This is a genomic window from Bradyrhizobium sp. USDA 3256 (assembly GCF_054058275.1).
Map to the genome: position 1 here is coordinate 8481889 of NZ_JBSSAE010000002.1, position 13117 is coordinate 8495005.

Here is a 13117-nt window from a genome sequence, read left to right on the forward strand (position 1 = left end):
CCCCGAAACGCAATTGGGAACAAAGAACAAAATAAGAACATCACGGCGGCTCCTGCGCGTCAAGCGAAAGATTCTGCCTTCTCATCCCTGACGTGTAGCGAGCCGATCGGCCGGGAACGCGCACTGGAAGTGTAAACGCGGCTCAACGCCTGTGACGATTGTGTTGCGGCAAATGCCAAGAGATGGCCGTCACAGCGGCAAACTTCCGACACACCATCGGGGCGAAAAGGAGTATCCGACATGGCGCGAGCGCGAGAGCAGATTCCTCCCAAGGGTTTGCGGTCGCGCAGTTATTTTATGAGGCCCTCGTGTCGCACAAACTTCGCCTTGCGCTGCTTCTCGTCTTCACTTTGTTCGTCTCTCCCGCGCTTGCGCAGCCGGCCGCCAAGCCGGCGCCGCCGCAACCCGCTACCGGCGACGCGCTGACGCCCGAGCAGGCGAAACGTGCGCTCGACACGCTGCAGGATGACAAGAAGCGCGGCGAGATCATCAACACCCTGCGCGCCATCGCCAATGCCTCGCCGCAGGCGGCGGCGCAGCCGGCGCCTGCGCCCGAGCAGCATTCGCCGATCCCGCTCACCGCCGACAGCCTCGGCGCACAGCTGTTGCTGATGGTGTCGGAACAGGTCGGCGAGATGTCGCGCGAGGTCACCGACGTCGCGCGCACGCTGACGCATTTCCCGGCGTTCTATTACTGGTTCGTGCGCACCGCCAACGATCCGGCCGCCTATGGCCTCCTGATCGACATCGCCTGGAAGCTGGCGCTGGTGTTCGGCTGCGCGCTCGCCGCCGAATGGGTGGTGTTCCGCCTGATCAAGCGGCCGGTCGCGTTCCTGGAAGCGCGGCTGCCGCAGACCGCGCGCGTGCCGGTGCAGACGCTCGCCAGCGTCGATCCGCCGTCGTCGGTTGCCGACGTTACGCCGGCGCCCGAATTGCAGCGGCGCCGGCTCAGCCTGGCGCGGGCCTGGCAGTCGCTGGTCCGGCTGCCTTTCGTGCTCGGCCGCCTGCTGCTCGAATTGCTGCCGGTCGTCGTGTTCGGCGGCATCGCCACCGCGCTGCTCGGCACCGAGATCGGCGATCAGTCGACCACGCGGCTCGTGATCCTTGCCGTCGTCAACGCCTATGTGTTCTCGCGCGTCCTGATCTGCGCGGTGCGCGCGCTGGCGGGGCCGTTCGGCCTGTTCCGCGTCCGTGCCGAGACCGCGGCCTATATCGAGATCTGGGCCCGGCGCATCGTCGCCGTCGGCGTCTCCGGCATCGCCTTTGCCAATGTCGCGCTGCTGCTCGGGCTGCATCGCGCCGGCTATGCCGCGCTGATCCGGCTCGTGATGCTGGTCGTGCATCTGTTCGTCGTCGTCATCATCCTGCAGTGCCGCCGGCAGGTCGCCGACGTCATCCGCGCCCCGGCCGATCGCATCGGGTTTGCGGCGCGGGCGCGCAACCGGCTCGCGGCGCTCTGGCATGTGCTGGCGATCGCGCTTGACCTCGCGCTGTGGGCGGTGTGGGCGCTCAACATCCGCAACGGCTACTCGCTGCTGCTGCAATATTTCGTCGGCACCATCGCGGTGCTCTTGGTCACCCGCCTCGTCACCATGGTGGTGCTGAGCCTGATCGATCGCGGCTTCCGCATCAGCCCGGAGCTGATCCAGCGCTTCCCGGGGCTCGAGACCCGCGCCAACCGCTATCTGCCGTTGCTGCGCAAGGTGGTCACGGCGGTGATCGCCTTCATTGGCTTCGTCGCGCTGCTCGAGGTGTGGGGCGTCGACGCCATCGTCTGGTTCTATGGCGGCCAGATCGGAAGCCGCCTGATCTCGGCGCTGGTGACGATCGGCATTGCCGCGCTGGCCGCGGCCGTGATCTGGGAAGTCGCCAATGCGCTGATGGACCGGCAGATCGACACCCTGTCGCGCGAGGGGCATTACGCCCGCGCCGCGCGCCTGCGCACCTTCCAGCCGATGCTGCGCACCGCGCTGTTCTGCATGATCGTCGCGGTGGTCGGGCTCACCGCGCTCAGCGAGATCGGCGTCAATGTCGCGCCGCTGCTCGCCGGCGCCGGCATCGTCGGCATCGCGATCGGCTTCGGTTCGCAGAAGCTGGTGCAGGACCTCATCACCGGGCTGTTCCTCTTGATCGAGAACACGGTGCAGGTCGGCGACAACGTCACGGTGTCGGGCCTCTCGGGCGTGGTCGAGAACGTCTCGATCCGTACCATGCGGCTGCGCGCCGGCGACGGTTCGGTGCACGTGGTGCCGTTCAGCGCGGTGACCACGATCACCAATGCCAGCCGCGGCGCCGGCAATGCCGCGGTCAGCGTCAACGTTTCCTACAAGGAGGACACCGACCGCGCCGGCGAGGTGCTGAAGGACATCGTCGCCCAGATGCGCGAGGAGACGGCGTATCGCCCGCTGATCCGCGGCGATCTCGAATTGTGGGGCGTCGACAAGGTCGACGGCTCCGTGGTGACCATCGTCGGCCAGATCCGCTGCACCGACGGCGGCCGCTGGTCGGTGCAACGCGAGTTCAACCGCCGCATGAAGCGGCGCTTCCAGGACGAGGGTATCGAGATCGCCTCGATGGGCCAGACCATCCTGATGCAGCTTCCTCCACCCTCCGAGCCCGATACCAACGCTCAGCCGCGCCGCGCGGCGGGGTAATTTGTGCGCTTCACCTCGCCCCGCTTGCGGGGAGAGGTCGAATTCGAGCGAAGCTCGAATTCGGGTGAGGGGGAGTCTCCGCGAGAGTATCTGCTTCCGTGTGTGCGGAGGCAGCCCGAGTAAACAGCGGGAATGCTTGCCGGCGCGTCTCACCGTTGCGACACGTCTCGCGACGATGAGACGTCGTCAGCCTTCTCGCACCCGCCGACCGGCCGCAGCCGGCCGAAATCCGGCCGTTCCCACCCATTCCCTGCGACTTCCTCCGCTGGCACAGCGCTTGCTGATCGTCGTGCAATGCGCGGCAAGACGCATTGCATGACTGAACCCAACGCGAAGGAAGGAAACGCACATGGAGCTTGGCTATTTCACCATGCCCTCGCACCCGCCGGAGTGCGGATTGAAGGAGGGCCACGACTGGGACCTGCAGACGCTGCGCTGGCTCGACGAGCTCGGCTACCAGGAGGCCTGGATCGGCGAGCATCACACCGCTCCTTGGGAGCCGCATCCGTCGCCTGACCTGCTGGTGGCGCAGGCGCTGTTGCAGACCAAGAATCTGCGCATCGGGCCCGGCGGCTTCCTGCTGCCGTATCATCATCCCGCCGAGCTCGCGAACCGCGTTGCGATGCTCGATCATCTCTCGAACGGGCGCCTCAACTTCGGCGTCGCGGCCTCGGGCCTGCCGAGCGACTGGGCGATGTTCAATGTCGACGGCATGTCGGGCCAGAACCGCGACATGACCCGCGAGGCGCTCGAGATCATCCTGAAGATGTGGTCCGAGCCGGGACCCTGGACGCACAAGGGCAAGTATTGGACGGTGAGCAAGCCCGACACGATGTTCGACTTCCTCAAGCCGCACATCAAGCCGTTGCAGGGCCCGCACCCGCCGATCGGCGTCGCCGGCCTGTCGAAGAATTCGGACACCTTGAAGCTCGCCGGCGAGCGCGGCTTCATCCCGATGAGCCTCAACCTCAACCCGGCCTATGTCGGCAGCCACTGGGATTCGGTCGAGGCAGGTGCCGCCAAGACCGGCCGCAAGCCGAGCCGCAAGGACTGGCGGCTGGTGCGCGAGGTGTTCGTGGCGGATACCGATGAGGAGGCGTGGAAGCTGTCGACCGGCGACATGATGGGCCGGATGATGAGCGAGTACTTCCTGCCGCTGCTCGGCCATTTCGGCTTCAAGGACTATCTGAAGCACGCGCCCGACGTGCCCGACAGCGACGTCACTGTCGAATATTGCGCGCGCCGGAATTGGATCGTCGGCTCGCCCGCGACGGTCACCGAGAAGATCGAGAAGATCTACCGGGAGGTCGGCGGCTTCGGTGTCCTCTGTGTGTTCGGCTTCGACTACAAGCACAAGCCCGAAGCCTGGCGGCACTCGCTGGACCTGCTCAAGAACGAGGTGATGCCGCGGCTCAAGCATCTCGGCGCCGAGTTCGAGAAGGCTGCATGACAGCTGCGCGGGGTGCGGGGCTTGCCTCGCACCCCGCCTCGCATATCTTGAACGGAGTGTTTTTCACCGAAGCATGATCCGGACCCGGAGGGCCGCGTTGGCGCAAAGTGCGAAGCGGCTTTCCGAGCAGGATCATGCTCAAACAGGGTTTGCGGCATGACGGTCGACGCACAGAGTTTCAAGCAGGCGATGCGCCATTGCGCGGGCGCCGTCGCGCTGGTGACGGTCGGCTCCGAGACCGGGCAGCGCACCGGCCTGACCGTGACCTCGGCCTGCTCGCTGTCGGACAATCCACCCTCGGTCCTGGTCTGCGTTAACCGTAACGCCAGCGCGCATCAGCGCATCCGCGAGGAGCGCCATTTCGTCATCAACTTCCTGAACGAGGACCACGCGCTGCTGGCACTGACTTTCTCCGGACAGAAGGGCGTCAACGGCGACGACCGTTTTGCGTTTGGACGCTGGACCACCGGCGCCACCGGCGCCCCGGTGCTGGAGGATGCCGTCGCGGCGTTCGACTGCGTGCTGGCGCAGGAGCTCGAGACCAAGACCCATTCGATCTTCATCGGCGAGGTCCAGCACGTCCGCGCCGCGACCACGGTCGACCCGCTGATCTATCTGCGCTCCGGCTTCCAGAGCGTGCGCAACATCCACGATCCGGTCGAACTCGGCGACCTCGACGCGCGCCGCGTGAGCTGGAACGAGTTTTCCTGAAACGTACGGACATCTGCAAGGCGGACGGGTCCAGGCGACCGATCCTCTCTCGATCGTTTGAGGGCTGTCGGGCTGCGTCGCCTTGGAGGCGCAATGCTGACGACCCGTCTTGCGCCGCGCTTGATGGCTTCGGCCCGGCCATGCGACAGGTGGCCGGGCCAACGCCATGCGAGGCGTCGCTGTCCTTGCTGTGATCCTGCGGACGCTGCGCTGCTATGACCCCGGCGTTCTCACGACCAGTTTGATGTTCAGAAGATTGACCCCCTTGAACGGGTTCGGCGCGCTTTCGATCGTTCCTGTGCCCGTCGCATTCGCATAGGCGCCCGTGCCCGAGAGGATCGTATATTCGCCGTTTGACTTTCCGTCTTTGACCGCGCCGGTGTAGCGCGCCGTGATCGCGCCTTCTTCGAACGTGTAGGTGCTGTAACCGTAATAGGAGCCCGAGCCCTTCAGCATGTCTCCTGAATGGACGAACTCCTTCACCCCGATATGGCCATCACTGAAGACGGCGACACCAAAGAACTTGCCGGAAACGACCGTCTGCCCTTCGACGTTTGCTGCCTCGATGACCTTGACGTCGACAGGCTTGGTGACGAGCTTGAACTCGAGCACTTTCTCACCCGCTACGGCGGTCGACGCCGCAACGACGATTGCCACGCTGGAAACGAAAAAGGTGATAAAATTCCGCATAGACTCCTCCTGCGTTTGCTGAAATCAAATCAAGGAGTGCACAGCGGGCTATACGTCATGCCCAGCATTTGCGTTGCAGCACGAAAGAGAGCCCGCGGTGATATCCCGGCAGCGGCCGAAGCTTTCGGTACCCCAGCACGCTGGCTGGAACGCACGCGTTAGTCTACGCGACGGTAGAAGGTTCAGCAAGCGTAGCCACCAACGGCTCGCGCGCATCAGACGACAGACTCCGCGACATCAGAACTGCCGTGGCGTACTATAGCGTGGTTGCGTGTGAGAGAGCGACCGAAGAGGTAGCGCGACGTATCCATGACGATTGCCGCCGGCAAATCCGGCAAGCACGTCTCAAGAGATCTCGTCACCGACAAAGGAGTATCACCATGAAGATCGTTGTGATCGGCGGTACCGGACTGATCGGCTCCAGGACCACAGCCATCCTGTGCCAGCGCGGCCATGACGTCGTCGCGGCCTCGCCGAAGAACGGCATCAATGCGATCACCGGCGAGGGGCTGAAAGAGGCGCTGGCCGGCGCGGCGGTCGTGATCGACCTTGCCAATTCGCCCTCGTTCGAGAACAAGGCGGTGATGGAGTTCTTCGAGACCTCCGGCCGCAACCTGCTGGCGGCGGAGAAGCCGGCCGGCGTCAAGCACCATGTCGCGCTGTCGATCGTCGGCACCGACCGCACGCCCGAGAACGGCTACTTCCGCGCCAAGGTCGCACAGGAGAAGCTGATCGAGGCGTCCGGGATTGCCTACACCATCATCCGCGCGACGCAGTTCATGGAATTCGTCGGCGCGATCGCCGATGCGGGCGTGGTTGGCAACACCATCAGGCTCTCGCCCGGCCTGTTCCAGCCGATCGCGGCGGAGGACGTGTCCGCGCTCGTCGCCGATATCGCGCTCGAGCCGCCGCGCAACGGCATCGTCGAGATCGCAGGTCCGGACCGCGCGCCGTTCAACGAGATCGTGGCGCGCTATCTGAAGGCAAAAGGCGACCCGCGCGAGGTGGTGAAAGACCCTGACGCGCTTTACTGGGGCGGCCGGGTCGAGCAGCACTCGCTGGTGCCGCTCGGCGAGGCGCGCCTCGGCCGGATCAATCTGAACGAATGGCTGCGCCGCGCGCGGCCGGCGGCGTGACGGCCGAAGCCTAACTACAGCGCCTATTTGAGCCACACCAGCAACGGAACGGGCGCGCGTCCTTCGCAGGACAGCGTGCCCTCGTAATTGCGCGTCTTGCGGGCGCTGAAGGTGCAGGGCGCGCCGTCCAGCACCAGTTCGGCCGTGACCTGCGAATCCGCACCCGTGATTTGCAGCCTGATTTCTCCGGCGCGTTCGTCCGGCCCGTCCTGCGTGCAGATGCCCACATGCTTCATCTTGAGCGGTCCGGAGAACTGCCTCGGCGCGCCTGGCGCGGTTTCGGTGAGATGTCCGGTCAGCTCCCATTCGCCGAGCACGCCGGCCTGGCCGAGGATCTCCATCGCGCCGAGCGGCAGGGTATAGCAAAGCGATAGCGCAACGGCGCCGAGCAGCGCCGCTCCACCGTTGCGCCATGTCATCAGTGGCATCACAGCTTGCTTCCGGTCGTCTGGCGCAATTCGATCAGCTCCGGCCGCGACAGGTCGGCATCCGCGGTAAGCCGGGCTATCTGATCAGCGCATTCCCGGATCTTGGCCTGATCGCCGGCTGCCTTGGCGCTCTTGATCATGCCGAGATAAGTCGCCAGCCGGTTCGGCTCCTTCTTGAGCACGGCTTCATAGGCGGCGAGCGCCTCCCTGGCCATGCCGCGATCGAGCAGCATCGCCGCGTAGAGCTCGCGCGCCGGCGCCAGCGGTCCCGGCGTGACGGGATGCTTCTCGGTCTTGTCTTCCGCCTCCGCGGCGGCATTCATCGCGCTGAGCGCATCGTTGTATTTGCCTTCCGCGTACAGCACCCAGGCGCTTGCGATCTGCTGCTGGATGTCGACGATGTTGGACCAGTAAGCGTCCTTGGCGTCCTTCAACTTGTCGCGCAGCTCGACCAGCTTCGCGACATCGGCCTTGGCGGCGGCGGGGTCACCGGAGCGCGCGGCGCCGACCGCGCGGGCGAAATAGGTGATGGCATCCGCATAGGCGTATTTGGTCGGATGCACTTCAAGCGCGGCGGCTCCCTTCCAGTCGCCGCGTTCGAAGACATAGCGGGCCTGGCTTGCCGCCACCGCGAAGGGGCCGGCGAACCGGTCGAGCTTGAACTGAAGCTTGCCGAGCTCGTCGATCACCGCACGCGCTTCCTTGTCCTGGCCGAGCTGGAGATAGGCATAGACCAGATAGTCCATCGCGTGCGCCTGGTCCTGCTGTTCGCCGTCTTCCCTGGCGATGCGCGCGGATTCCTTGTTCGAGGCGATCGACTCCTTCCAGTAGCCGACGCGCGTGAAGATGTGCGACGGCATGTGCTGGGCATGCGGCGCGTGTTCGGCGATCTTGGCATAGCGCATCGCCGCGGGGAGGCCCTTCTCCGCGAGCGCCGGGTAGTCGTAGAGATGGATCAGATAGTGGGCGATGCCGGGGTGCTCGGGCTGGCGCTTGAAGATCGGTTCGAGCAGCGCCGCGCCCTTCAGCTGGTTGGCATAGGTCTTGTCGGCCGGGGACGCCGCGACGTTGAGCGTGATCGCATAGGCGATCTGCGCCTCGTCATCGTCGGCATAGTGCGTCGCGACCTGCTCTTCGGCCGCGAGGAAACGCTGCACGCGGGTGCGGTGATCGACCTTGTCGTAGTCGACATACATCGCCGCGATCGCATCGATGTATTCGCGCTCGCGCGGGGTGCCGGCATTCAGCGCCTGGCCTTTTTTCGCGGCTTCAAGGCCGAGCGGAAGGTTTTCCGGCGGCGGCGGCGCGTGCGGATTGTAGAGGTAGCTGAGCGCGATGCCCCAATAGGCGATGGCGCATTGCGGGTCGGCCTCCAGCACCTCCTCGAAGGTGCGCCGCGACGCGCTGTACCAGAACGAATGCTGATACAGCATGGCGCGATCGAACAGCTCCTGCGCTTCAGGCTTGCAGGATGTCACAAAATGCACTTTGCCCAATCGTTGCTCAGTGGAATCCGAGGCGGCAGGCTGCGAAATGGTCGCGGCAATGAGGCCAACGACCACAGCGAGGGGAAACCGTGTCATGGGACCCGCTCCGTGGCGTTGAATGAAAGGTGTATGATAGCACCCTTCAGGCGCCGCCGGAACAGCAGGGGCGGTTCTGGTCTAGCTGTCCAGCGCGATCCCTAACGCCTTGATCTTCCGGTACAACGTCGCGCGGCTGAGCCCGAGCGCCTTGGCCGCGTCCGTCACTCTTCCGTCATTGGCACGCAATGCATCGACAATCGCGGCGCGCTCGCTCGCGGTGTGATCGGCCTCCGCACCGCGTGCGCTGAACGGCGGCAGATCGAGATCCGCCTCGCTGATGACGCCGTCCTCCGCGGTGGCGCCGGCGAGCCGCAGCACGTGGCGAAGCTGGCGCATGTTGCCGGGGAACGGATAGGCCATCAGCTGCGCCCAGGCGTCGGTTGCGATGCGGCAATGCGGCGCTTCCTCGTCGGCGATCTGTGCGATGACGTCTTTGCGGTCGGCGCGCTCGCGCAACGCGGGCAGGCGGATCTCCATGCCGCGCAGCCGGTAATACAGATCGGAGCGGAAGCTGCCGTCCTCCGCCATCCGCGCCAGATCACGGTGCGTGGCGCTGATCAGGCGGATGTCGACGGCGACAGGCTTCAGCGCGCCGAGTGGCCAGACCTCGCGGTTTTCCAGCACGCGCAGCAGCCGGGTTTGCAGCGAAAGCGGCATGTCGCCGATCTCGTCGAGGAACAGCGTGCCGCCAGAGGCCTGCACGATCAGCCCCTTCGATCCCTCGCGCCGCGCGCCGGTGAAGGCGCCGGCCTCGTAGCCGAACAGCTCGGCGTCGATCAGGCTCTCCGGCATCGCCGCGCAGTTCAGCGCGACATAGTTGCGGCCGGCGCGGTTGCTCGCGGTATGGATGGCGCGCGCGAACACGTCCTTGCCGGCGCCGGTCTCGCCATGCAGCAGGATCGGCAGGTCGAGATTGCCGACCGTCATCAGCCGCTTCACGCCCTTGATCAGCACGGGATCGCGGCCCGCCAGCCGGTGCAGGCCGGAAAACTGTCCGGCCGGCTTTTCGCGCGGCGGTGTGGATGGTGGACGCGGCGAACGCGCCCGCACCGGCGGCGCCAGATGGCCGCGTCCCCACGGCGTGCCGTCGGCGCGGCGCAGCGCGACCTGCTCGTCCGCGGCGCGCGTCGCGCGATCGTCCAGTTGAATGAGATGCGACAGGTCGATGCCGTCCTCGATCATCGCATCGGTCAGGCCGAACGCGGCGCGCGCCGTGCGGCAGGCGCCGACGACACGGCGGTCGTCGTCATAGGCCAGCATGCCGTGCCCGTCGCCGGGCAACATCGCGATCCAGGAGGCGCGGTAGCGCCGGCGGAAGAACGACTGCTCGATCCGCCGCGTCGCCTCCGTGGTGACGGAGAGCGCCAGTTCATGCGCGCTGCGGCCGAGATCGCTGCGGCACGAGGTGATGTTGACGGCGCCGGCGAGCCGCCCGGCATGATCGAACAGCGGCGACACCGCGCAAGTGAACATGTGCCACTGCTCGCGGAAATGCTCGTCGCCATGCACCAGGATCGGCCGCTGCTCGGCGAGCGCGGTGCCGAGCCCGTTGGTGCCCTCGAACGTCTCGGCGAAGTTCGAGCCGGTGTAGATTTTCCATTCCAGGAACATCCGCGCGTAGTCGCCGTCGGGCAGCCGGCTCACCAGCATGGTGGCGTTGGGATCGGCGAGATTGACGCAGTAGCCGGAGTCGTGAAGCACGCGGGCGAGGTCTTCCAGTTCCGGGATCGCGACCTGGATCAAATCCTCCATCGGCTCGGCGATGTGCCGGATCTCGGCCTCGGTCAGCGTCTGCGGCGGCCCGCGCCGGGCCGGATCGAGGTTGTGATTGACCAGGCAGCGCCGCCAGGACGCGGCGATCCGCGTCTCGGTGTCGACGCCGGCCACCTGGTTGGCCGCCGACAAAACACGGGCGACGTGATTTGAGGCCGAAAGATTGGCCATCCAGAGGTCTCCACCCCTAATTTTCTGCGAAGTCTGGCAGCCCGCGGCCGAATGTCAATTGGCCGACGGCGTCGCGGGACGGCAACCTCCCCTTGAAAAGGGGAGGTCGCCTTGCTCGGCAGAGCTAAGCGGGCGGGGATTTGCTCTCTCCGTAAACAGCATCGCCTGCGGCTGACCCCCATCCCGACCTTCCCCCTTTCAGGGGGAAGTAGAAGGCGGACCGCAGCCCGAGTGGAGCCAACGGGCTACGGGGATGACTTCACCTCGCCGGCGGTGAAGAGCACGAACGAACGCCCCACCGCCTTGTACGTGCCGTCGAACGCAAAATGCGCGCCTGCCGGCTGTTCCGGCGCGTTGGTATCCAGCAGCAACGACCAGCGCGGTCCGGCTGACGTCCGCGGTAGCTTGAAGCCGACCTCGCCCTCGTAGCTGTTGAGGATGACAAGCACAGTGTCGTCCTCGCCCTCACGCGCGATCGCGGTCTTGCGGGCGCGGCCGTCGAGCACGACGCCGAAGCATTTGATCCAGCCGGTGCTCCAGTCGGTCTGCGTCATCTCGGCGCCTGTCGTGCCGATCCAGACCACGTTGCGGATCTCGAGCTGCGGATCGCGATCGCCGGAGAGGAAGCGGCTGCGACGCAGGATCGGGTAGTCGCGCCGCAGCTTGATCATCCGCTTGGTGAAAGCGAGCAGCTTCCCGGCGTCGTCGGAAAAATTCCAGTCGAACCAGGAGATGTCGTTGTCCTGGCAGTACGCATTGTTGTTGCCGCGCTGGGTGCGGCCGAACTCGTCGCCGCCGAGCAGCATCGGCGTGCCCTGCGATGCCAGCAGCGTCGCCAGCATGTTGCGCTTCTGCCGTTCGCGCAAAGTGCGGATATCCGGATTGTCGGTCGGGCCCTCGGCGCCGCAATTCCAGGAGTGGTTGTCCGACGAGCCGTCATTGTTGTGCTCGCCGTTGGCCTCGTTGTGCTTGTTGTTGTAGCTCGCCCAATCGTTCAGCGTGAACCCGTCATGCGCGGTGATGAAGTTGACGCTGGCCCAGGTGCGGCGTCCCTCGCGGTTGAACACGTCGTGCGAGCCGAGCAGCCGCGGCGCCAGGCTGCCTGGTGCCGCCTCGCCCCGCCAGAAATCGCGCACAACGTTGCGGTATTTGTCGTTCCACTCCGCCCAGCCCGCCGGAAAGCCGCCGACCTGGTAGCCGCCGGGGCCGCAATCCCAGGGCTCGGCGATCAGCTTGACGGTCGCGAGCAACGGGTCCTGGTTCATCGCCTTGAGGAAGCCGGACTGCTCGTCGAAACCGTAGACTTCCCGCGCCAGGATGGTGCCGAGATCGAAGCGGAAGCCGTCGACATGCATGTGGCCGGCCCAGTAGCGCAGGCTGTCCATCACCATCTGGATCACCCGCGGATGTGACAGGTTCACCGTGTTGCCGGTGCCGGTGTCGTTGATGTAGTAGCGCCGCTTGTCCGGCAGCAGCCGGTAATAGCTCGCATTGTCGATACCCTTGAACGACAGCGTCGGGCCGCGCTCATTACCTTCGGCGGTGTGGTTGTAGACGACATCGAGAATGACTTCGAGGCCGGCGCCATGCAGCCGCGACACCATCTCCTTGAATTCGCGCAGGCTGTTCGGCACGTCGGCGGCGTAGCGCGGATCCGGCGCGAAGAAGCCGATGGTGTTGTAGCCCCAGTAATTGGTGAGGTGCTTGTCCAGCAGGTTGCTGTCGTTGATGAAGGAATGCACCGGCAGCAGCTCGACCGAGGTGATGCCGAGCGCCTTGAGATGATCGATCGCGGCGTTCGAGCCGAAGGCCGCATATGTGCCGCGCAAATGTTCGTCGATGCCTAGGTGCTGTTTGGTGAACCCCTTGACGTGGGTCTCGTAGACCACGGTCTCGTCCCAGTGAACGTCCTGCCGTTGCGCCTCCTGGACCCAGTCGAAATTGGGATCGACCACCACGCATTTCGGCATAAACGGCGCGCTGTCGCGCTCGTCGAAGGTGAGGTCGTCGCCGCTCTCCATCTTGTAGCCGAACACCGCCGGATTCCAGGTCAGGCTGCCGGCATGGGCGCAGGCGTAGGGATCGAGCAGCAGCTTGTTCGGATTGAAGCGGTGGCCGCCGTCCGGCTGGTAGGGACCGTAGACGCGATAGCCGTAGAACGTCCCCGGCTGCACGCCATTGATGAAGCCGTGAAACACCTGGTCGGTATATTCGGGCAACTCGAAGCGGTGCGTCTCGCGCTCGCCGTCGAACAGGCAAACCTCAACCTTGGTGGCGTTGGCGGAAAACACCGCGAAGTTGGTGCCGTGGCCGCTCCAGTGGGCGCCCAGCGGGTAGGGCAGCCCTTCCTCAATGACGTAATCGGACATCGGTCCCCCAAGGCCCCTGACAGGCCGCCAGATCAATCTGCAACAAACGCCGCCGTGCGGAAAACGTTGCATGGGTGATTTTAGGAGAGTTTGTCCCTGGCCTGTGTGACGGTTCAAACGCGGCGCCGCTCTCTCCGTTCGTCATTCGG

9 protein-coding genes are annotated in these 13117 nt (G+C 65.4%); 4 read left to right on the forward strand and 5 right to left on the reverse strand.

Annotated elements, in window-relative coordinates; genetic code table 11:
- Positions 1-308 precede the first annotated feature (308 nt).
- From ACVWY5_RS41875 to ACVWY5_RS41885, 3 genes are all read left to right on the forward strand, one after another.
- Entirely contained in the window at positions 309-2654 is a 2346-nt protein-coding gene (locus tag ACVWY5_RS41875; protein ID WP_028335901.1) for a mechanosensitive ion channel domain-containing protein, read from the forward strand.
- Between the two features lie 349 nt (positions 2655-3003).
- A complete protein-coding gene (locus ACVWY5_RS41880; RefSeq protein ID WP_018269514.1) occupies positions 3004-4104 on the forward strand; it encodes an LLM class flavin-dependent oxidoreductase in 1101 nt (366 codons plus the stop codon).
- A gap of 156 nt (positions 4105-4260) precedes the next feature.
- Positions 4261-4815: a flavin reductase family protein gene (locus tag ACVWY5_RS41885; RefSeq protein WP_016847112.1), complete on the forward strand. Its 555-nt coding sequence runs from the start codon at positions 4261-4263 to the stop codon at positions 4813-4815.
- 213 nt (positions 4816-5028) lie between these two features.
- Here ACVWY5_RS41885 and ACVWY5_RS41890 read toward each other — a convergent pair whose 3' ends face one another.
- Complete coding sequence (locus tag ACVWY5_RS41890) at positions 5029-5505, reverse strand: hypothetical protein (protein ID WP_028335900.1); 477 nt, start codon at positions 5503-5505, stop codon at positions 5029-5031.
- A 380-nt stretch (positions 5506-5885) separates the two neighbouring features.
- Between ACVWY5_RS41890 and ACVWY5_RS41895 the strand changes: the two genes are divergently transcribed.
- Positions 5886-6641 (forward strand): SDR family oxidoreductase, encoded by a 756-nt coding sequence (locus ACVWY5_RS41895; protein WP_028335899.1) that lies wholly within the window; start codon positions 5886-5888, stop codon positions 6639-6641.
- Positions 6642-6664: 23 nt separating this feature from the next.
- On the opposite strand, the gene ACVWY5_RS41900 is transcribed toward ACVWY5_RS41895, so the two are convergent.
- From ACVWY5_RS41900 to glgX, 4 genes are all read right to left on the reverse strand, one after another.
- Positions 6665-7069 (reverse strand): hypothetical protein, encoded by a 405-nt coding sequence (locus ACVWY5_RS41900; RefSeq protein WP_028335898.1) that lies wholly within the window; start codon positions 7067-7069, stop codon positions 6665-6667.
- Entirely contained in the window at positions 7069-8652 is a 1584-nt protein-coding gene (locus ACVWY5_RS41905) for a hypothetical protein (protein ID WP_028335897.1), read from the reverse strand. The genes ACVWY5_RS41900 and ACVWY5_RS41905 overlap by 1 nt, the downstream gene beginning before the upstream one ends.
- Before the next feature lie 81 nt (positions 8653-8733).
- The gene (locus tag ACVWY5_RS41910; RefSeq protein ID WP_028335896.1) at positions 8734-10599 is read right to left on the reverse strand and encodes a sigma-54-dependent Fis family transcriptional regulator; all 1866 of its coding nucleotides are present in this window, start codon (positions 10597-10599) and stop codon (positions 8734-8736) included.
- A gap of 245 nt (positions 10600-10844) precedes the next feature.
- Positions 10845-12968, reverse strand: coding sequence for a glycogen debranching protein GlgX (gene glgX, locus ACVWY5_RS41915; RefSeq protein WP_028335895.1), 2124 nt, complete (start codon positions 12966-12968; stop codon positions 10845-10847).
- Positions 12969-13117 lie beyond the last annotated feature (149 nt).